The organism is Bacillus sp. 37MA, from assembly GCF_000372765.1.
Classification (GTDB): domain Bacteria; phylum Bacillota; class Bacilli; order Bacillales; family Domibacillaceae; genus Domibacillus; species Domibacillus aminovorans.
In genome coordinates this window covers 2637783-2655550 of the sequence record NZ_KB889752.1, presented here as the reverse complement: position 1 = coordinate 2655550, position 17768 = coordinate 2637783, and the positions used below count along the sequence as shown (strand labels likewise).

Genomic DNA, 17768 nt, shown 5'->3' with positions numbered 1-17768 from the left:
ACGAGCGTAATCCTTCTGAAATATGTAATTGATATAATGAACATGTAATTAGACTGCCCCCTGCAGATTTTTTTACATTGCGCCCGGCATTGCCCGGGCGCTTTTTGCATGTGTGAAATTACTCGCATGCAAGATCCAGTTGCTTGTCGCACCGGATCAGCCGCTCTCCGCTTTTCAAATAAACACCCGGCAGCGTTGAAGTTCTTAGAGTGTGCATATATAATAAAGGAAAGAAGTATTGGACTAACTTTGTGTGGGGGGGTGTTATTGTGCAGCGTGTCACAAATTGTGTGTTAATAAAAGATGGACAAGTGCTCTTAATGCAAAAACCGCGCCGGGGCTGGTGGGTGGCACCCGGTGGGAAAATGGAGCCTGGCGAATCTGTCCGAGATGCGGTCATTCGTGAGTATCGTGAAGAAACGGGACTTTATTTACGCAATCCAAACGTAAAAGGTATATTCACTTTTATTATTAAAGACGAGGATAAAGTGCTGTCTGAGTGGATGATGTTTACCTTTTTTGCTGAGCAGGCGGATGGCTTCGTGCTGTCAGAAACGAGAGAAGGGACCCTTCACTGGAAGTCGGTTGAGGAATTGAAGGACCTTCCAATGGCAGAAGGAGATCGTCATTTGCTGGAGTATATGGTACATGGAACCGGACTGTTATATGGAGCGTTTACGTATACACCCGATTTCGAATTGATTTCATACCGTCTCGACCCAAGTTGATGAATAGAAAGGGGAATGACCATGGCAAATGATGTACAGCTTGTCATTATCACAGGAATGTCAGGTGCTGGTAAAACGGTTGCTGTCCAAAGTTTTGAAGACCTTGGTTTTTATTGCATGGATAACTTGCCGCCCACGCTTCTCCAGCCTTTTTTAACATTAATAAAAGATTCCGGACAGCAGTTGAAAAAAGTAGCCATTGTTATGGATATGCGCGGACGTGAATTTTTTGATCATTTATCGACGGCGCTTGATGAAGCAGCAGAAACACTCAATGCAGCGCCAAAAGTGCTTTTTTTAGACGCTGAAGATGAAGTTCTTGTCAGCCGTTATAAAGAAACACGCCGGACACATCCACTTTCACGTGATGATCGCCCACTTGACGGCATTCATCAGGAGCGCGAACTGTTAAATGATTTACGCGGCCGAGCACACATGATTTTGAATACATCAAAAATGAAACCAAAAGATTTACGCGAAACCATTATGCGTGAATTTTCGCCGGATAAGGAAGCATCATTTACAGTAAATGTGATGTCATTTGGATTTAAACACGGCTTGCCAATTGATGCGGATCTTGTTTTTGATGTGCGGTTTTTGCCGAATCCGCATTATATTGAGCATATGAGACCACGTACAGGGCTTGATACAGATGTAGCAGAATACGTAATGAAATGGACGGATACGCAAAAGTTTCTTGAAAAAGTGTCCGATCTCCTCACGTTTATGATGCCCCATTATAAAATAGAAGGAAAGTCACAGCTTGTCATTGCGATCGGCTGTACGGGCGGTCAGCATCGTTCAGTTGCTCTTTCTGAATACTTGGCAAACTATTTTGCGGATAATTACACGACACGGGTTACCCACCGCGATATTGATAAGCGAAAGGCTGCAAAGTCATGATGAACATGATGAACGATCCGCAGCCAAAAGTTGTTATTATTGGCGGTGGAACGGGACTGTCTGTACTACTCCGGGGACTGAAGCGCCATCCGATTGACTTGACAGCGATTGTCACAGTGGCGGATGATGGCGGCAGCTCCGGACGGCTGCGAAATGAGTTGAATATTCCGCCGCCAGGAGATATTCGTAATGTACTCGCCGCATTATCAGATGTGGAGCCGCTTGTCGAATCCCTTTTCCAGCATCGATTTTCAACGGAAAATGAACTGTACGGCCATGCACTCGGCAATTTAATGATTGCGGCTCTTTCATCTATTACTGGTGACTTTGGCCATGCGATTCAAGAAATGAGCCGCGTATTAAATGTGCGGGGCAAAGTACTGCCAGCCGCGAATGAAAGTGTTATTCTTCATGCGGAAATGGATGATCAGTCGATTGTATCAGGAGAATCGAAAATCCCTTATTCTGAAAAGAAAATCCATCGTGTATTTTTAACACCAGAGGAAATTAAACCACTCCCGGAAACGATTCGTGCGATTCAGGAAGCCGATTTAATTATCATTGGTCCAGGCAGTTTGTACACGAGTATATTGCCGAATTTATTAGTACCGGAAATCGGTGAAAAAGTATGTACCGCAAAGGCAAAAAAAGTGTATATTTGCAATTTGATGACCCAGGCGGGGGAAACGCTTGATTTTACAGCAGCCGATCATGTCAGAGCGATTTACGATCATATGAAATGTTCGTTTATTGACACGATTCTTGTCAATAAAGAACCAATCCCTGATCGTATTCAAGAGATTTATAAAGAAGAAATGGCTAAACCAGTCGTGTATGATGTGACTAAACTGGAATCAATGGGGCTTAATGCCATCATTGATGACATTGTCACGTACGAAGACAGTATTATCCGACATGATACAGCGAAAGTAGCCGAAATATTAGTGCGTCTCATCCCGAAACGGTAAGTGGACATCACGAGAGGAGTGGTGATGTTGTCTTTTGCATCAGAAACGAAAAAAGAACTGACGACCATTGAAACGAGTGGATGTTGTGCGAAGGCAGAATTGTCTGCGCTCATTCGTATGAATGGCTCGCTGTCTTTTTCCAACAAACAGCTTGTCGTCAACATACAAACGGAAAATGCGGCGATTGCCCGTCGTATTTACGTGTTAATTAAACGAAACTATGAAGCGGTAGTAGAGCTTCTCGTCCGTAAAAAAATGAGATTGAAAAAAAATAATGTCTATATTGTCCGGTTAAAAGAAGCGTCAAAAGAAATACTCGATGATCTTGCCATTGTTGAAAAAGGTTTTTCATTTGTTCATCACATTTCTCATAAAATTATTGACAAAGATTGCTGCCGCCGTGCCTATTTGCGTGGTGCCTTTTTAGCAGGTGGATCCGTAAATAATCCAGAAACATCCTCTTATCATTTAGAAGTATCTTCTCTTTATCAGGAGCATAATGAAGCACTTTGTGAGTTGATGAATACGTTTCATTTAAATGCTAAACCGCTTGAACGAAAAAAGGGATTCATCACGTATTTGAAAGAGGCAGAAAAAATATCTGACTTCTTTAGTGTTATTGGAGCGCATAACGCATTAATGCGTTTTGAAGATGTACGTATTATCCGGGATATGCGCAATTCCGTAAACCGTCTTGTAAACTGTGAAACAGCGAATTTGAATAAAACGATAGGTGCTGCTTTGCGCCAGGTCGAAAATATAAAATATATTGATAAAACGGTCGGACTTGGTATATTGCCAGACCGGCTTCGCGAAATTGCAGAGCTGCGCGTTCTTCATCAAGATGTGACGTTAAAAGAGCTCGGAGAAATGGTGTCGAGAACGGCGATTAGTAAATCAGGTATCAATCATCGCCTGCGTAAAATAGATGAAATTGCCAATAAAATTCGAGCTGGAGAGCTTACATCAGCGGAAAAATAAAAAAAGGAGTGGATAAAATGGTTGATAAAAAAGTAAGCGTCCAGTTAAAATCCGGACTGCAAGCAAGACCGGCTGCCTTATTTGTACAGGAAGCGAATCGATTCAGTGCCGAAATTTTTCTTGAAAAAGACGGAAAAAAAATTAACGCTAAAAGTATTATGGGCATTATGAGCCTTGCGCTAGGACGTGGTGCAACTGTTACGATCAGCGCTGAAGGACGAGAAGAAGAAATAGCCGTCGAAACATTAGCATCTCTTGTTGAACGGGAAGAGTGGGTATAAAAAAAAGCTTAAAACCCTTCTGCACGGATGGATGAATGGAATAAAAATAAAAGAATGGGCGCCTTGTAACACGCAAGGCGTCTTTTATCGTTCATTATTTGCAAATGTAGAAAGAGCAAGCGTATACGCATGTTTCTAAAGGTTTTTGGTTAAATTAAAAACTATTCTTAATCAACAAGGAGGGAAAATTGATGGAAAAAGAGAGCACACATGATTTTGTAGAGAAATTAAATGATACAAAGCAAAAAGACGAACGGAATAAAAAGAGACAAGGTAACGGTCATCCTGATAAAAAATTGCCGACCAAACAGCAATAACTAACTATTGACAAATAGTAAAAACAACCACCCTATACAAAAATGAAGGGTGGTTGTTTTTGTTTAATTTTATTTGTTCCGGTATTTACTTAAATTCGTTCGCCCTCGTTCTTTTTTCAGGCTATCGAGTTCAGCTATTTCACGGGCATACTCTTCATTGACTGTATTTGATTTTATTTTTAAATTTTTTGCTGTATGGGCTAAATGATTTCCATAGTTACTGCCTGTTTTATAATCGTTTCTTCTCATGGTCAAGCCTCCATTCAAATATTTCGTTCTTTTCAATTGAAGAAGAACTTTCTTTTACTTATGTGTCCGTTGTTCTTTGATTCGAAGCTCTCATGCGTTCTTGAGGATGTGTATTAATGGTGCCGTTTGCTCGTTTGGAAGCAAATTCTGGCTTAGCCCGTGCTTTTCCCGCTTCTCCTTTCATCGAGGTAATCGGGAAGTTTTTCGCTTTATTTCTCATTATTTCCCCTCCAGACACGTATTAGATGCACGCGTTTCCGCGTATGACTAGTATAGGTAAAAGAAATAGAATTATCATGGGACTCTTCATAAAAATCATGGGAAAAGTTCCGTGAACTAGCAGCACCTATTAAAAATGAACATAAAAAATCCCATTGTGTCGTAAAAACACAATGGGATTTGTAAACATTGACGCCCTCGGCAGGAATCGAACCTGCATTTCAAGCTTCGGAGGCTTGCGTGCTATCCGTTGCACCACCGATACATAACGATAAGGATTCGCCTACTGTCCGCAGGCCTCCACGTTGTTTTATCCGCAGGCGTTTCGCGGTATTCGTTCCGAACGCCTCTTTTCCGTATCATAATAACCGATGTGGTGCATGCTTGTCAATGAAGGTGTAAACGTTTGTTGTGTGAAATTGTGGAAAGTCAAGAAGGCGTTGAAAGCAGAACGTCAGCAACGCGAACAAGCGAAAGCTCGCGCTGAAAGTCGACGCAATCTAACGTCGTTCAACGTGCAACAAACGCAGTCGTGGCGCGGGTTCATGGCATGTTTACCTTTTGCGTAAACCTCTTACGACGTGATACGCTATCAGTATCAAAACGTGAGAAGGAGCATTCTACATGAGCAATAAAAAGAAGAAGCACACAGCGCCGGAAACAATACAGGACATCCTTGAAGCTAAAACGAACCGACCAACGTTGGACCAAACGCATACACGCCGCACATTTCACATTGAAAACGTGCTGTTACCTATCCTTGACGAGCTCGAAGCCGAATCGACGGCACGCGGATTTAAGAAGGAATTTATTAACTTTGCGATCCGTAAGGCATTGTGGGAGGATTTTGGGATTAATGTCTAAAAAGAAACAGAGAAGCGCTGATTTCGAGGAAGCTGTTCGTCAGAAACGGCGCGTCAAAAAAGAGGAAGTGTATAAACCGTCGTCTGTCCGTCTACATAAGGAATTAATAAAACACCTCGACGGGCTTGCGCAGAAAGAGGCGCATGGATTCAAACAAGACCTCATTAACTATGCGATTGCGAAGGTGTTACGGGAGGAATACGGTATCAAAATCGACTTGACGTAAGGAAGCCAGTTGTGTGCGTCAATTCTCCGCAAATACTTCCGTTTTGTGATTCGTTGTACTTTACTGCACATTTCATCGGCTGGAACGTCTGGATGGACAGAGGGGTCTAAAAACACGGGGGTTTATCTGTGTTCCGAACGATTCCGTTTTAATCAATTATACGAGGGTTTAATGTACGAATTGATATATTTTCGTACATGAAAAACGTTGACATAACGCCATTTATCCTTTATGATTACGTTATATGTACGAATACGTATCTGATACTAACGGAATCATACATAAAAAAGGGGCGGTTTAAATGACGAAAACTACTTATAATGTTGAGCCACTACGTAAGGTCGAGGACATTGTCGCAATGAAGACGGCGCTGCTCGAAGTAGGGAATCGGAGTAAAGGGAAGACTGGCCAGCGCGATCAGTTTCTTTTTACTATCGGAATCAACACCGGGCTGCGGATCAGCGACATTGTAACGCTAAAGGTCGGCGACCTACGAGGCAAGTCCTACGCTACCATCATCGAGCAAAAGACCGACAAGGCCCGCCGTGTGCCTCTCACGGCTATCAGCGCAGACATAAACGAATACTGTGACGGCATGAGTAACGATGACTGGCTATTCCCGTCTAACCGTGCAGGTGGCACGCATATCAGTACAACGCAGGCATACCGGATACTGACACGGGCAGGCGACTGGCTAGGACGTGAGGACATCGGCACACATACGATGCGCAAGACGTTTGGCTACCACTATTATAAGCGCACTAAGGACGCGGCTACACTGACGGAGATATTCGGACACGCAGCGCCAAGCATAACGAAACGATACATCGGTATCAATGACGATGAGATTGCGGATTCATTAAAAGACTTTCGTTTATAAGCAACGCAAAGAAGCCGTTCGGTTATATGCCGGCGGCTTTTTGTCGTTCGTGTTTTCAAACTTCCAAAATCCCCCCAAGACCGGTCGTAATATATGCCACATCTGCTGTACAAAACCTGCGGAAATCATGTTCAAATCCCGGGTGGTAAAAAAATACATAACATTGCATCGGTCGGAAAAAATCCGCGCAATATTTTTCGAATCTCCAGACTTCATTTACGCATATCCTGCACCGGTTCCTCATAGTGTAAGTATCCGTTAATTACCGGTGTAGCTGACCGTTCAATTACCGCCGATGCTACCCGTTTTCACATACGTTGTCCATTCGTCCTTCAAAGCCGGTCTGACGCGCCTCTCTCAACTTGTTTAATAAAGGAGGAATTGATCGTTGTGGGATTTAGTCTTTATATTACAGGTATTATATGCATTGTTACTCTCGTTCTGACTGAGAAGTTTTGCGAAACCTATGGCTACAAGAGCGCTCTATCTTTCATTAAGACTGTTGCCCCTATTGCCGGCATTGCAGGCGTAGCCATTGCCGTGTGGGCCCAAGTCATATGAATGTATTTCAGCGACTTGTAGCACGCAAGAAACTCGTCGATGCTTTCCGAATGATAAACGATAAAACTCCACTTATACACGACGTCACACATTCCGCAAAACATACCCGCCGTTGAGGAATATTGGGGCGTAAAGAGTCATCGACCAAAAGGAGGAAAAAATGTCCATGCTAAGTCGACATCTGATATTGGCGAGGAAGTTAAGCCGTGATTCAATTTCGGAATGCTTGAGGAGGTATGAAATGCGCTTATCAGCTCGCGACTTAGCTATCATAGCCGATCTTGAACGCTTCCGTTGTCTCAGCCGTGATGACATTTGCGACATTCATTTTTGCGACGTAAAGCACCAAGTAAAGGCGGCAAATAGTACGCTTCTCCGCCTGTATCGACAGGGTTTAATCGACCGGTCTGATGTATACAATCCATTTGTCTATCTGCCGGCAGGCTCAACGATGAAAAAGAACAGCCAAAAGATTCCGCACTTCTTAGAGATCGTTCGAGTTTACCGTGATTTATTAGCTTATGAAAAGCCATCGACCTTCTTAGTGGAGCCTAAGTACAGCGAGAAAGGAGGCGTGGAGCCTGACATCTTCGCAATATTCAAACGCTCGCCTTTATTTATCGAGGTTCAGCGCAGCATATATTCCGAAAAGGTTATGGCGGAAAAGATCGCGCGGTATGAGAAATTGTATGCGTCGGGATTGCTGAAAAGTGAAAGTTGGCAACCAGCAGGCCGTACCGTTTTCCCTTCGCTGTTGATACTTTCACCGACGACTAGATATGCCGTTAGCAGCTCTAACTTTCCTATTATGCAGGCGGCCAGCGTGGATGATTTCATGCGTATATATACACCAGTTGTGCCGGCCGATCCGCCTTCGAAAATGAAGTCTCGACCTCTTACGATAAATCTAAAATAAAGGCGGCCAATTATTAGAACCGATTGTCGGCGTATTCAATTAAGATAAGCCCGCAGGTTTTTTATACCTAGTGGGTTTCTGCTGCGTCAACGCTATTAGCCGGTGTTGCCGTATTTACTTGCGTAATTAAATTTATTAATTGGCCGCGATCAATGAGCTTCACATTCGTTCTGTCTGCCAAAATGCGGGCGTTTTTCGTGTACGTATTGTTTGTCACCACCCATGCTTCTGGCGCGCCATAATAGCCCCTTGCGCCGCTGACCTCTTGAACGGCAGCCACTCCGACGCTACTTTTATATCTTTTCGCCTGGACAGCGATGGCTCTGCCTTCTTTTCGTAATATCAGATCGGCGCCATAATCACCGGAAGTAGGCGTAAATGCTACTTTATAGCCCATTCTTTTAAATAACACGCCTAAAAACTGTTCGAAATCAGTTCCATTCATGAGGTCAATTTGATTAATGCCGGAATTTAATATCTTTTCTCTTTCTTTTTTAGCTGAATATGACCGGAACCATAAATAAAACACAGTTATGAAAACGCCGAAGATCATTATGTAGGTCAATTCGTCAGCATATTCAACCAGCGTCAGCGCCGCCACGATACCGGCGATACTTATTAAAACCTTATCGTTAAAGCCACCGAATTGTCTTCTTCTTGCCAAGATGCCAGCTCCCTTAAATTTCGTTTTAAATCTTATTCTATCCAAAATCAACGTAAAAAAACGCCTTCTCATTATTGAGGGGCGTCTTCTTTGTTTTCTTCTTCAACATCGACCAACGTAAGTAGCTCATTAATGTCGTCAATTTCTAATGCATCGGCGATACTCTCGATTGCTTTTTTAGGCAGTCTTTGCAGTTTACCACTCGCTAATTCACTTACGCCTCGTTCAGTGAGGCCAGTTTGCAAAGCTAACGTTTTTTGATTAATACCGCGCTCCTGCAAGACCTGCTTTAGTTTAATGTCTAATCGTTTTGCCATAGTTAGTACCTCCTATTTCATTATACTTCAAAAAGATTATTACGCAATTCGTAATTTTATGCTTGACGATTACGTTAAACGGAATTATAATCGAATTACGGTAAACGTAATAATTGAAAATAAAATATACGGAGGTAATTCAAAATGACACCATTCGAAAAATTCATTGAACAACTTGACGATATTCAGGAACGTATCCAGTCGGATTTTAAGTACTATAACGGCCAACAAAGCCAAATTGATCGACGCTTAAACGAACTTGGTCAGCGAGGAGATATAGAGAAAACTGCGCAGGAAATGGCTGAACTACTGGCCGAACGGCAGCGCGTTAAGACGATTACATTACGTCTGCTACCGATCCGTGATTTCTTCAAACATTATCCCGAAGTTGGTGAACGTATGGATAATTTCAGGAAGTACGATCGTTAAATACTTCGAAGAATTTACCGTGTAAACCCTGCAAAACACGCTATAAAAGCGGCAATAAGGGGAAGGGTACCATTCTTCCCTTTTTAGTATCTGGAAGTAAGAGGAGTATTACAGTTTCATTACAATTTACGATTATAGGTGTCGATATGGCCAAAACGTTGTGCTTTAAAGAGTGAGAGGACTACCATAAAAAGCGCTAAACGTTAAGCTATATTCGAAGGGGAAAAAATCATACGCTGATTATCTGTAAAAAGCGGCGTCAGTTATCTATGCTTTATGAAGGAAGTTTAAATACATGACATACTTTTTTCAAATTGTCCGCCTTATATATGTAGAGAACTTTTAACATTTAGGTTGTAAAAAGGCTAAATTGTTACGCTATGTTATGTAAGGAGTTTTACTGAAATAGGGGATAAAAAACGCCAATTGTTACGCTATGTTATGTACGAAACTTTTCTAATAGGCTGACAAACGTACGAAATTATATCAGGAAGTTTGAGAAGTAGCGATAAAAACACCCTTCTCGTATCTATGTACTATGTAAGGGAATTAATTTTACGTTTACAAGTACCAAAAAGGCTAAATTGACCGCCTTATATCTGAGGAAAACTTTTTTCATTTGATGGTTGCCAAAAACGCCAATTGATACGCTATGTTTATGAGGGGCCAAAAACTTTTAACTCCTATGCTGACTAAAGCCCGAAACGTTCGCCTTATATATGAGGAATTAAAAACCGATCAGCAAATGGTCGGCTTCTTTTATTTACGCTACTTGTTGCAATTTATAACAAACGAAACTATCTCAGGAGGGGAAACGCCATGATAAATAATCTACGTTCAGACGATATAGAAAACATACGCGATTGCTACTCGCTCACACAGGCGCAGCTCGCCTCTTTAACCGGCTACACTACCGCATACATCACAATGATTGAGAACGGCCAGCGCCGCGTTACAGACGCCGTTTCTATGCGTGTTGCATCAGCGTTGAACATTAACGCTAGTAAGCTAAGCGAGTTACGAAGAATATACGAGCAAGTTGAAGAAAGCCGCCAAAGTATACGTTATAGCGATTAGAAACGTATGTAAAGGGCTCGCGGCAAAGAGCAGCCGCCAAGTCCAGGGAAAACCGACCTGTCCTTGATTATCTATCATATCGTATAGCTCTTATATCGTAATAGAACCTTTTTGAAAAATGGTGCATGAGCAAGTGGTCTTCTTGCGAAATGCCGGGCCGGTCTTGCCCGCAATGTCTTTAAGATACTTGAACTGATTAAGATGTACAAGCATTAATGAAAAACGAAGAAAACGGGATATAAACGTTGATATATAGGCGTTTTCAGGCGTAAATAACGATTTTTAAATGTAAACGAAAAGCAGTATATCTAGCCGATTTTGTAAACGAAAAGCAGTATACTTTTTCGGCTCACTAAAAAAACGACAAGGGGATGGATAGGAATGGCGGTAAATAAACAAGCAGTAGAAAGAGCATGGAAAAATGCACATCCGAAAGTTAGACAAGATTACCTCGCAAACAAAGAAAATCTGCGCATCATCGGCGGTAAATACTTTACGGAAGATGGTCGTGACGTATCTCACCTTTATGAGCTCCATCCGAAGGTAGGAACACCGTCACGCTCACAGGTTGAAGGTTTGAACGCAGTCGCGGAGCTCGCCGAACATGAAAAGGAACATGGCGGTTTTGTGTTCGCTTTCTTCAGCGCCACGCAAACGATGGAAGGTCAGTTTCCCGAACTATCGCAGTCGGACCTTGCTCGCTTAATGTTCCTCGGAACGTACACGGCATGGGAAACCGGCCAGCTCAAGCATGACAACGGCCGTCCTATTAATAAGAAAGGGCTCGGCGAATTATTGAACGTAAGCAGGCCGGCGTTCAGTTCGTTTTATAAGAAGTTGATCGACGGCGGTATTGTCAGGGAAGAAGAAGGCGCGCTGCTCGTCAATCCGTCCATATTCTACCGTGGCAAGCTTGGCGACGTACGCAAACAGTTAGGTGACATTCAGTACACGCGGCTGTTTCGCAAGACGGTTCGTGAACTATATGGGATGTACGGAGGCCGTTCGATCAAGCAACTCGCCACAATATACGCAGTCTTGCCGTTTGTCAATTTCAAGTACAATATCGTCAGCTTCAATCCGGAAGAAAGCAACGCCGACCTTGTGCGCCCGATGACGTTGGAAAACTTAGCTGCGGCGCTCAGCTACCAAGACACGCACAAACTCGTCACGGCGTTAAGAAAAATCAAATACGATGGGAAATCGGTGTTCGGATTCTTTGAAGTTGACGGCGATAAACGAGCGAGAAAGGTCGTTGTTAATCCGTCAGTTGTTTACGCAGGTGACGGCGGAGACTTAGGAGCTATTAAAGTTTTATTCACGTAAACAGAAAGCCTACGCAATCAATCAATTGTGAGGCTTTTTATTATGCGCATTTTAGGGAGGTGATGGGATGCAGGAACATAACCGGGCACACGCGCTCGCAGCTTATTTGCAGGCGTTGGCTATTCTCGAAACCAATCAGAACACGTACGTCAATCGAGAAATTCGAGAAGTGATTAACGAGATCAAGGCAGAATTGAACTTAAAAAAATAACGGAATGGGACGGGATGAAATGAAAAAAGAATTTACATGTCAAACGTGCCACGAAACGAAGGTAGCAACTGAATTTGTAACCGAGAAAAGGAACACAGACGGTATCACCGGAGAATGCAAGGCTTGCCGCCGCGCACGCCGCCGAACCAATGGAGAGTATTTGCAAGAGCGCCTGCGGAAGTATGAAAAACGGAAGGATGACGGTGCCATTCACATCACAGCCGACCAGCTTTCAGAACTATTGAACGCTCATAACTGCGTATATTGTGGCGACCAGCTCACAAGTGAAACGACCACTTGCGATCATATATACCCTTTATCGCAATCATACGGCGGTGTTAATCTTCCTTTGAACATTGCCGGCCCTGTTTGTCGCTCTTGCAATTCGTCAAAAGGCAACGATCATATTTACGATTTTTACCGCAGAAGCGACAAGTTCACGCCGCAATTATGGACGGCCTTCGTAAGAACTTTTTCAGAACGCTTTGTCGAACGGACTGTGACAGATATTGAAGTCGAGCAGATGAAGCATAATCTCGAACTTGAGGCGGATATACTGCGATGCAATGCTCAAAAAGGGAGGGCCGCCAATGAGTGAATCAGTGACATTGTTTATACTGCGTTACCACAGATGTAAATGCATTCTATAAAAACAACACTATGCGGAAGGAGGTTGTTAAAAGTGCCATCATTATTTGCTGTTGCCAACGTTGAAGCGTTGGAATCCGATCGGCTTGTTGTCGTAAACATCTATAACGATGAACACGGGCAGCTCGTCAATCAAGTGATTCGCAGCTTCGACAACTATCCGCAGATTGTTGAACTATTACAGGAAATCGAGGCAGCGCACGTATGGACGTCAGATCAAGAGCTATTCGGATTGCTACTACAAACCGTTGGCATTGGCGTTGAATATAAACATCCGAGCGATACCACTGAAACCAAACGGGCAGTTGAGGAACAAACGGAGCTGCTACGTGAAATATTTGAAATCGAACCACTACCGCCAAAAGAGCCGCTTTCAAAATGGCGTATGTGGCTTATACAAAAATTAGGGGGAATTATCGAATGGCTAGAAAAACAATGACGAAATTAGAAGAATATAAGGAACAAAATGCAGCTAATCAAAAGGCAGCCGAGGTCTTTCACCGTAAAATCGCACAAGCTGATGAGGAATATCAGGCACTCAAGGCAAAACATGAGGCGGTTATTCGTGAATCAGTTATTTCTGGCGTTGATAAGACGGCTGAACTGGACGAGCTTGCCGCGCAGATTGAGGCAGCGAAGGTAGCCTGTGAACGGCGCAGGGAAGAACAACAAGTCTACAGCACAATGAATCCTCTCAGTACTATCACGCGGCAAGACGTTCTCGCTGCCTTTAATAATGAAGTCGTTCCAGCCTTTAAGTCGGATCGTTTTGACGCGGTGCTTGAGCGATTAGTGGAAACGAAAAAAACGTATGCCGATGCCGTCCTCGACTATCATGCGGCGCTGTCCGAGTTTGAAGATTTGCGAGAAGACCATCGGGCAGAAGTTGCGCCGACAATGTACCACCAGTTTTATTATCAGTTCACTAGCGTAGAGCCGGACCAAAAGGCGGAGCATGAGCGCCTGTTCTTTACGAAACCGTGCAGAACCGCAATAGATGCTCAAGAAATTAAGGAGGCGAGATAATGACCGGATTCACAAGTGTACGCAAACTCGATGAAATGAAGATGATGAGCCGAGGTAACCCGGACAAAATTGCGGTATACACTCTAGCGAAAAAAAAATACGATTCACTAGTCGCCTCGCATTTTACGGAAGATGAACCGCTGCCGAACGTGCCAAACGAAGCATATGTCGAACAGTTAAAAGTAGCCGCTGAAACAGGCGACGAAGCTGCAAAGATGCGTTATGAAATCGCTAAAGACCGACGTGAGGGCTTTGAGCATCGTCACAATGGAGCGCATGAAAACACGAACCAAATAATAATAAGTTTGCGGACGAAGCTGGCGGCAGGTGAGGCAATGACGAAAGCAGATGTACAAGCAGCAGAAAGGGCAGCCCGGCACGCATCATCGGCGGAAAACATTGCGTTGTATTCGCTAGTTAAAAGATCGGCTGAATAATAAAAACCCACGGGCTTGAACGGCGGCGACTTAGACAATCGTGCAGTCGGACCGCAAACAAACAAACTTTATCTCTGGCGTGGATTTTAGGAGCTTGGAGAGAATCATCTTAATCTTCATTGGGAACAAACTGTTTAACAGGTGTTTCTAAACAATGAAAAATAATTAGAGGGATATAAAAGGGGGGAAGGCTTTGAAAGTCAAAGAGTTGATTGATAAACTAAAAGATTGTAATCAAGAAAAAGAAGTAATTATTATTTACGATTTCGGATACGGCAAAGCCACTTGCGAAGTTGTAGAAGAGCATGAGGAGAAAGTCATAATAACTGAATCATATTAAAGGTATCCTTCCTCTTTTTATTGAATCTTTTAATAAAAAAGGGGGAATTTGATGAACGATGAAATCATAATGAAAAAACTCTCCGCATTTACTGATGCAATAAGACAATCCTTAGAGGCACAAAACTGGACTGCTGCTCTAGCTGTTGCTTTAACTCTTCCGGACATTTGTGGGAGATTAGAATATCCAAATGATAGCTCATCAAAAAGATATTCTAAATGGTTTGATGACTACATGAAAGAGGAGTATTCGATGGGTCATTTAGAGGATGCTACTACTTTTATCACTGGAAGAGATGCTTATGCTTTGAGGTGTTCTTTCTTACATGGAGGAGAGACTAATATTAGTCAACAAAGAATACAAGAAGTGTTGCAAGAATTTATCTTTATGGCCCCTAAAATAGATAACGGAAAATACTTTGGGTCTCATTGTATTGAAATTAACGGAAGGCTCGTTCTAAGAATAGATGAATTCTGCAATGATTTTTGTGTTGCAACAGAAAAATGGGCTGAAAAACATTGTGATAATAAATCGATTCAAGAGAAAGTTGCTTATATGATAGAAATTTATAGCGGGGCTATAAGTTTTGACGGTGTAAGGATCGAGTAGGTAAAAAGTGAAAAGCATCTTTGTCAGAATATATTCGCACTACAACGAGCGGCCTCCGGGCGGCTCTTTTTTATTTAAGGAGGTTACGGAATGACTGACTTACAAAGAATGCGGCAAGAGATTGAGGAATGGCGCAGGGAACATCCGGAACAGCCGCTGATTGAACGCATCGCGACGGCACCACACATGCTCGAAACGTATGAGCGAATTGATAAAACGGTGCGTCCGGTATTGATTCGCTATGCCATTTTAGTGTATGAAAGCGGCAGTGTGCAACCGATTGACACAGCGAAGCTCGAAGCGCTTGCCGACGAGTTAGAGCCGATTAAGTTCTGCGATTGCTCATCGTTGAGTACGAAAGCACGTGTGTTACAGGCGTCAATTAGGACCGCCACGCGCCACCACGACTATGAAGCACCCGAATTATCCCGGCGCCTTTACATGTGGCTGGAAGGATCGGAGGGACGGCCAGTATGCTAACGGAAAAGGAATGGCAACGGATAATCGATGCTGATGTCGCGGAGCTGCCGCCAGAAGCGCCCGATAAGCCGGTCGTGCCTTTGGCGCTCAGCGTATTACTTTACGAACGTAGCCTGCCGGTCAAAGCGATCCTGGTGAAGTATACGCAGCTCGTTTATCAAAGCGATCAATTGTTCGACTTCGACACGGCTAAAATCGCCAGCTATGAAGCCGATTTAAAGATCGCTGAATACGGTGAAGGCCTATTGACAGCATTGTCGGCGAGCAGTCTAACCTGGGCCATCAGTGATATAAAAGGGCACGACAAGTATGAACCGGCGTTCCTAGCGCGGAGTCTGTTTCAGTGGCTTGAGATGGCCGATTACAGAGGCGGGCTTGAGGAATGGCTCAGCGACGAGGAAAGCGCGAACCTGCGTGCACAGCGCAAGGCAGAATATGAATGGCTCAAAACGGATGAAACGTACTTAAACGAACAGATCGAATATTGGAAGGGGCAAATTGAACAATGGGAAATCACGAACCAATCACACTTAGCGAATTAAAAAGTCGACTAAACGGCACTCAATTAACAGCGGCGGAGGTATTAGTCGCAAATGAGTTCGCAGGTAAAGAGAAGCGATTATTAAAGGAGATTGCGGCAGAACTTGGCGTAACAGAACGCACGTTATATAACTGGCGCCAAGACCCGAACTTTAATCGCTACGTTGCTGTACTCAGCGACACGAAGCTCGACAGCCATCGCGCACTGGCAGACGCACAGCTTTTAAAGTTGGTCGCAGGCACATCAAATAACGGTTTGCCTTCGATAAAGGCGCTGGAATTGTACTATAAACTTTCGGGTAAGCTTGTTGACCGCCGTGAAGTCGTTCAGACGGAAGAACCGCGCAGTCGATCGCGTATAAGTGATGCGGAACTTGAGCGCGGGCTTGAAGAAATGAGTAAGTTATTGAATTAACGGAACGGACTTGCGGGCTGCCTGCCTATGGGTGGTCCGTGTTTTTGTCTTGGTTCTATTAGGAACTAATATTGATATTCCAACAAAAGAAAAAGAACCCATTTCGAGTTCTTTTTGTAGCTATTTTCACATCCAAAAGTTTAAGCGTTCAAAAGCTAATAAAAACCCCTTAAGGAGTATTTATTCAGAGAATCCATACACATCTTCATTGTAAAGTTTCTCTGCCGCATCTTCAGTAAATAAATCTGAATGGCTTACGACGTGAGTGGCTGGGCTACAGTCTAAGAACGCTTTAACGTTATCTTGAATGGCATTTTGAGGATCAAAAGCCTTTCCATTCTCACTACCAATAAACCCTAAATCAGTTCTTCTAATTACTTGATCTAATAGGTCATTTCCTATTTCATAATCGGAGGTAACCTCTAGAGATACCCTCTCTTTAGTTTGATATAATTTCACAGAAGTTACATTTTTATTTATACTACTGCTATATTTTTCTTTGAGACTATCCAGTATTTCGATTGATTCGTAAACGTCTTCTACATTATTTGTCTCTTTCTTTGAAAAAGATTGGACTAATTCGATAGCTTTATTTAATGGATAATTGAAAAACTCTCTCCTTTGATTAACTCTAAAGTCCTCTAAATGTGTATGTATCGCTGTTTCTAATTCCTTACAGTTTTCTATATAAACCTCATAAGCAACTTTAAACGGTGTAGGAACTGCAGTATTATTTGATAAATTTCTTGCTCTTTCGGTTGGACTTACAGAAGTAATTCCTATCTTTACTAAGCCTTTCATACTGTCATTAATAAGCACATATACATATCCGTTACTCATTTGTATTTATCTCCTTAGTTTTAAATACTCGTGGATTCATTGCCATTTTATAAATGTAAAAATGGTAAAAATTGATTGTTAGGTCCTTATTTTGAAAACCCGTTAACATTAAGCTAACGGGCTCGAGTTAGAGAGTTTATTTATGTCTAAATCCATTAATAAACATTCCGAATGTAAGCATAACCATTAAAGTTTCGTAAACACTCATCACACAATCGCCTCCTAAAGTATCGATCCCTTTAGGTAGTTCCGACCCTAACACAAAAAGGACCTACGATATGAGCACGATTGATCTCCAACTTATCTCAATACTACC

Annotated in this window: 29 protein-coding genes; 23 read left to right on the top strand and 6 right to left on the bottom strand. The window is 42.9% G+C overall.

The window, feature by feature from the left end; genetic code table 11:
- The first annotated feature begins 269 nt into the window (after nt 1–269).
- The 6 genes from A3M5_RS0114810 to A3M5_RS24865 all read left to right on the top strand — a co-directional run bounded on the left by A3M5_RS0114810 (nt 270) and on the right by A3M5_RS24865 (nt 4178).
- Nucleotides 270–728: an NUDIX hydrolase gene (locus A3M5_RS0114810; RefSeq protein WP_018394559.1), complete on the top strand. Its 459-nt coding sequence runs from the start codon at nt 270–272 to the stop codon at nt 726–728.
- 21 nt (nt 729–749) lie between these two features.
- Nucleotides 750–1631 (top strand): RNase adapter RapZ, encoded by an 882-nt coding sequence (rapZ, locus tag A3M5_RS0114805; RefSeq protein ID WP_018394558.1) that lies wholly within the window; start codon nt 750–752, stop codon nt 1629–1631.
- 5 nt (nt 1632–1636) lie between these two features.
- Nucleotides 1637–2599, top strand: a complete 963-nt coding sequence (mgfK, locus tag A3M5_RS0114800) for a gluconeogenesis morphogenetic factor MgfK (protein WP_196803592.1) — start codon at nt 1637–1639, stop codon at nt 2597–2599.
- Between the two features lie 27 nt (nt 2600–2626).
- Nucleotides 2627–3580 carry a DNA-binding protein WhiA gene (whiA, locus tag A3M5_RS0114795; RefSeq protein WP_018394556.1) on the top strand — a complete coding sequence of 318 codons (954 nt, stop codon included), beginning with the start codon at nt 2627–2629 and terminating at the stop codon, nt 3578–3580.
- A gap of 17 nt (nt 3581–3597) precedes the next feature.
- Nucleotides 3598–3861 (top strand): HPr family phosphocarrier protein, encoded by a 264-nt coding sequence (locus tag A3M5_RS0114790; protein ID WP_018394555.1) that lies wholly within the window; start codon nt 3598–3600, stop codon nt 3859–3861.
- A gap of 191 nt (nt 3862–4052) precedes the next feature.
- The gene (locus A3M5_RS24865; RefSeq protein ID WP_018394554.1) at nt 4053–4178 is read left to right on the top strand and encodes a DUF4023 domain-containing protein; all 126 of its coding nucleotides are present in this window, start codon (nt 4053–4055) and stop codon (nt 4176–4178) included.
- A gap of 69 nt (nt 4179–4247) precedes the next feature.
- Here the strand turns inward: A3M5_RS24865 and A3M5_RS0114780 are convergent, their stop codons facing one another.
- A complete protein-coding gene (locus tag A3M5_RS0114780) occupies nt 4248–4427 on the bottom strand; it encodes a hypothetical protein (RefSeq protein WP_018394553.1) in 180 nt (59 codons plus the stop codon).
- A 58-nt stretch (nt 4428–4485) separates the two neighbouring features.
- Complete coding sequence (sspK, locus tag A3M5_RS0114775; RefSeq protein ID WP_018394552.1) at nt 4486–4647, bottom strand: small, acid-soluble spore protein K; 162 nt, start codon at nt 4645–4647, stop codon at nt 4486–4488.
- Nucleotides 4648–5270: 623 nt separating this feature from the next.
- Here sspK and A3M5_RS0114765 point away from each other — a divergent pair.
- From A3M5_RS0114765 to A3M5_RS0114740, 4 genes are all read left to right on the top strand, one after another.
- On the top strand, nt 5271–5510 hold the full coding sequence (locus tag A3M5_RS0114765; RefSeq protein ID WP_018394551.1) for a hypothetical protein: 240 nt from the start codon (nt 5271–5273) through the stop codon (nt 5508–5510).
- Nucleotides 5503–5736 carry a hypothetical protein gene (locus tag A3M5_RS0114760; RefSeq protein ID WP_018394550.1) on the top strand — a complete coding sequence of 78 codons (234 nt, stop codon included), beginning with the start codon at nt 5503–5505 and terminating at the stop codon, nt 5734–5736. The genes A3M5_RS0114765 and A3M5_RS0114760 overlap by 8 nt, the downstream gene beginning before the upstream one ends.
- 301 nt (nt 5737–6037) lie before the next feature.
- Complete coding sequence (locus tag A3M5_RS0114755; protein ID WP_018394549.1) at nt 6038–6616, top strand: site-specific integrase; 579 nt, start codon at nt 6038–6040, stop codon at nt 6614–6616.
- An 802-nt stretch (nt 6617–7418) separates the two neighbouring features.
- Nucleotides 7419–8093, top strand: coding sequence for a replication-relaxation family protein (locus tag A3M5_RS0114740; protein ID WP_018394546.1), 675 nt, complete (start codon nt 7419–7421; stop codon nt 8091–8093).
- A 67-nt stretch (nt 8094–8160) separates the two neighbouring features.
- On the opposite strand, the gene A3M5_RS23065 is transcribed toward A3M5_RS0114740, so the two are convergent.
- Both A3M5_RS23065 and A3M5_RS0114730 read right to left on the bottom strand, forming a co-directional pair.
- The gene (locus tag A3M5_RS23065) at nt 8161–8757 is read right to left on the bottom strand and encodes a restriction endonuclease (protein ID WP_068981751.1); all 597 of its coding nucleotides are present in this window, start codon (nt 8755–8757) and stop codon (nt 8161–8163) included.
- 71 nt (nt 8758–8828) lie between these two features.
- Complete coding sequence (locus A3M5_RS0114730) at nt 8829–9074, bottom strand: helix-turn-helix domain-containing protein (protein ID WP_018394544.1); 246 nt, start codon at nt 9072–9074, stop codon at nt 8829–8831.
- 144 nt (nt 9075–9218) lie between these two features.
- On the opposite strand from A3M5_RS0114730, the gene A3M5_RS0114725 reads away from it, so the two are divergent.
- The 13 genes from A3M5_RS0114725 (at nt 9219) to A3M5_RS0114665 (ending at nt 16612) form a co-directional block, all read left to right on the top strand.
- The gene (locus A3M5_RS0114725) at nt 9219–9503 is read left to right on the top strand and encodes a hypothetical protein (protein WP_018394543.1); all 285 of its coding nucleotides are present in this window, start codon (nt 9219–9221) and stop codon (nt 9501–9503) included.
- Nucleotides 9504–10322: 819 nt separating this feature from the next.
- Entirely contained in the window at nt 10323–10580 is a 258-nt protein-coding gene (locus A3M5_RS23060; RefSeq protein ID WP_018394542.1) for a helix-turn-helix domain-containing protein, read from the top strand.
- A 381-nt stretch (nt 10581–10961) separates the two neighbouring features.
- Nucleotides 10962–11906, top strand: coding sequence for a hypothetical protein (locus tag A3M5_RS0114715; RefSeq protein ID WP_018394541.1), 945 nt, complete (start codon nt 10962–10964; stop codon nt 11904–11906).
- Between the two features lie 67 nt (nt 11907–11973).
- Nucleotides 11974–12117 carry a hypothetical protein gene (locus A3M5_RS25500; protein WP_018394540.1) on the top strand — a complete coding sequence of 48 codons (144 nt, stop codon included), beginning with the start codon at nt 11974–11976 and terminating at the stop codon, nt 12115–12117.
- 19 nt (nt 12118–12136) lie between these two features.
- Nucleotides 12137–12715 (top strand): HNH endonuclease, encoded by a 579-nt coding sequence (locus A3M5_RS23055; RefSeq protein ID WP_018394539.1) that lies wholly within the window; start codon nt 12137–12139, stop codon nt 12713–12715.
- 84 nt (nt 12716–12799) lie between these two features.
- Nucleotides 12800–13204: a hypothetical protein gene (locus tag A3M5_RS0114700; RefSeq protein WP_018394538.1), complete on the top strand. Its 405-nt coding sequence runs from the start codon at nt 12800–12802 to the stop codon at nt 13202–13204.
- Complete coding sequence (locus tag A3M5_RS0114695; RefSeq protein ID WP_155894722.1) at nt 13144–13791, top strand: hypothetical protein; 648 nt, start codon at nt 13144–13146, stop codon at nt 13789–13791. The genes A3M5_RS0114700 and A3M5_RS0114695 overlap by 61 nt, the downstream gene beginning before the upstream one ends.
- On the top strand, nt 13791–14228 hold the full coding sequence (locus A3M5_RS0114690; protein WP_018394536.1) for a hypothetical protein: 438 nt from the start codon (nt 13791–13793) through the stop codon (nt 14226–14228). The genes A3M5_RS0114695 and A3M5_RS0114690 overlap by 1 nt, the downstream gene beginning before the upstream one ends.
- A 193-nt stretch (nt 14229–14421) precedes the next feature.
- Nucleotides 14422–14568 (top strand): hypothetical protein, encoded by a 147-nt coding sequence (locus tag A3M5_RS25495; RefSeq protein ID WP_018394535.1) that lies wholly within the window; start codon nt 14422–14424, stop codon nt 14566–14568.
- Nucleotides 14569–14619: 51 nt separating this feature from the next.
- Nucleotides 14620–15177, top strand: a complete 558-nt coding sequence (locus tag A3M5_RS23835; RefSeq protein ID WP_018394534.1) for a hypothetical protein — start codon at nt 14620–14622, stop codon at nt 15175–15177.
- 90 nt (nt 15178–15267) lie between these two features.
- Complete coding sequence (locus A3M5_RS0114675; RefSeq protein WP_018394533.1) at nt 15268–15657, top strand: hypothetical protein; 390 nt, start codon at nt 15268–15270, stop codon at nt 15655–15657.
- Nucleotides 15651–16199 (top strand): hypothetical protein, encoded by a 549-nt coding sequence (locus A3M5_RS0114670; protein ID WP_018394532.1) that lies wholly within the window; start codon nt 15651–15653, stop codon nt 16197–16199. The genes A3M5_RS0114675 and A3M5_RS0114670 overlap by 7 nt, the downstream gene beginning before the upstream one ends.
- Complete coding sequence (locus A3M5_RS0114665; RefSeq protein ID WP_018394531.1) at nt 16163–16612, top strand: phBC6A51 family helix-turn-helix protein; 450 nt, start codon at nt 16163–16165, stop codon at nt 16610–16612. Before A3M5_RS0114670 ends, A3M5_RS0114665 begins: the two co-directional genes overlap by 37 nt.
- A 180-nt stretch (nt 16613–16792) precedes the next feature.
- Here A3M5_RS0114665 and A3M5_RS0114660 read toward each other — a convergent pair whose 3' ends face one another.
- On the bottom strand, nt 16793–17452 hold the full coding sequence (locus A3M5_RS0114660; protein ID WP_018394530.1) for a GIY-YIG nuclease family protein: 660 nt from the start codon (nt 17450–17452) through the stop codon (nt 16793–16795).
- Nucleotides 17453–17588: 136 nt separating this feature from the next.
- Nucleotides 17589–17660 carry a putative holin-like toxin gene (locus tag A3M5_RS26665; protein ID WP_353643320.1) on the bottom strand — a complete coding sequence of 24 codons (72 nt, stop codon included), beginning with the start codon at nt 17658–17660 and terminating at the stop codon, nt 17589–17591.
- Nucleotides 17661–17768: the final 108 nt, after the last annotated feature.

What these genes read in the sequence shown, in the direction of transcription:
- A3M5_RS0114740 (WP_018394546.1), top strand. Translation starts at nt 7,419, where the DNA reads ATGCGCTTATCAGCTCGCGACTTAGCTATCATAGCCGATCTTGAACGC.
- A3M5_RS25500 (WP_018394540.1), top strand. Translation starts at nt 11,974, where the DNA reads ATGCAGGAACATAACCGGGCACACGCGCTCGCAGCTTATTTGCAGGCG.
- A3M5_RS0114695 (WP_155894722.1), top strand. Translation starts at nt 13,144, where the DNA reads ATGGCGTATGTGGCTTATACAAAAATTAGGGGGAATTATCGAATGGCT.
- A3M5_RS0114790 (WP_018394555.1), top strand. Translation starts at nt 3,598, where the DNA reads ATGGTTGATAAAAAAGTAAGCGTCCAGTTAAAATCCGGACTGCAAGCA.
- A3M5_RS0114760 (WP_018394550.1), top strand. Translation starts at nt 5,503, where the DNA reads ATGTCTAAAAAGAAACAGAGAAGCGCTGATTTCGAGGAAGCTGTTCGT.
- A3M5_RS0114755 (WP_018394549.1), top strand. Translation starts at nt 6,038, where the DNA reads ATGACGAAAACTACTTATAATGTTGAGCCACTACGTAAGGTCGAGGAC.
- A3M5_RS0114780 (WP_018394553.1), bottom strand. Translation starts at nt 4,427, where the DNA reads ATGAGAAGAAACGATTATAAAACAGGCAGTAACTATGGAAATCATTTA.
- A3M5_RS0114675 (WP_018394533.1), top strand. Translation starts at nt 15,268, where the DNA reads ATGACTGACTTACAAAGAATGCGGCAAGAGATTGAGGAATGGCGCAGG.
- A3M5_RS24865 (WP_018394554.1), top strand. Translation starts at nt 4,053, where the DNA reads ATGGAAAAAGAGAGCACACATGATTTTGTAGAGAAATTAAATGATACA.
- A3M5_RS0114725 (WP_018394543.1), top strand. Translation starts at nt 9,219, where the DNA reads ATGACACCATTCGAAAAATTCATTGAACAACTTGACGATATTCAGGAA.
- mgfK (WP_196803592.1), top strand. Translation starts at nt 1,637, where the DNA reads ATGATGAACGATCCGCAGCCAAAAGTTGTTATTATTGGCGGTGGAACG.
- A3M5_RS0114715 (WP_018394541.1), top strand. Translation starts at nt 10,962, where the DNA reads ATGGCGGTAAATAAACAAGCAGTAGAAAGAGCATGGAAAAATGCACAT.
- A3M5_RS0114690 (WP_018394536.1), top strand. Translation starts at nt 13,791, where the DNA reads ATGACCGGATTCACAAGTGTACGCAAACTCGATGAAATGAAGATGATG.
- rapZ (WP_018394558.1), top strand. Translation starts at nt 750, where the DNA reads ATGGCAAATGATGTACAGCTTGTCATTATCACAGGAATGTCAGGTGCT.
- A3M5_RS0114730 (WP_018394544.1), bottom strand. Translation starts at nt 9,074, where the DNA reads ATGGCAAAACGATTAGACATTAAACTAAAGCAGGTCTTGCAGGAGCGC.
- A3M5_RS0114670 (WP_018394532.1), top strand. Translation starts at nt 15,651, where the DNA reads ATGCTAACGGAAAAGGAATGGCAACGGATAATCGATGCTGATGTCGCG.
- sspK (WP_018394552.1), bottom strand. Translation starts at nt 4,647, where the DNA reads ATGAGAAATAAAGCGAAAAACTTCCCGATTACCTCGATGAAAGGAGAA.
- A3M5_RS0114765 (WP_018394551.1), top strand. Translation starts at nt 5,271, where the DNA reads ATGAGCAATAAAAAGAAGAAGCACACAGCGCCGGAAACAATACAGGAC.
- A3M5_RS23055 (WP_018394539.1), top strand. Translation starts at nt 12,137, where the DNA reads ATGAAAAAAGAATTTACATGTCAAACGTGCCACGAAACGAAGGTAGCA.
- A3M5_RS0114665 (WP_018394531.1), top strand. Translation starts at nt 16,163, where the DNA reads ATGGGAAATCACGAACCAATCACACTTAGCGAATTAAAAAGTCGACTA.
- A3M5_RS23060 (WP_018394542.1), top strand. Translation starts at nt 10,323, where the DNA reads ATGATAAATAATCTACGTTCAGACGATATAGAAAACATACGCGATTGC.
- A3M5_RS23835 (WP_018394534.1), top strand. Translation starts at nt 14,620, where the DNA reads ATGAACGATGAAATCATAATGAAAAAACTCTCCGCATTTACTGATGCA.
- A3M5_RS0114660 (WP_018394530.1), bottom strand. Translation starts at nt 17,452, where the DNA reads ATGAGTAACGGATATGTATATGTGCTTATTAATGACAGTATGAAAGGC.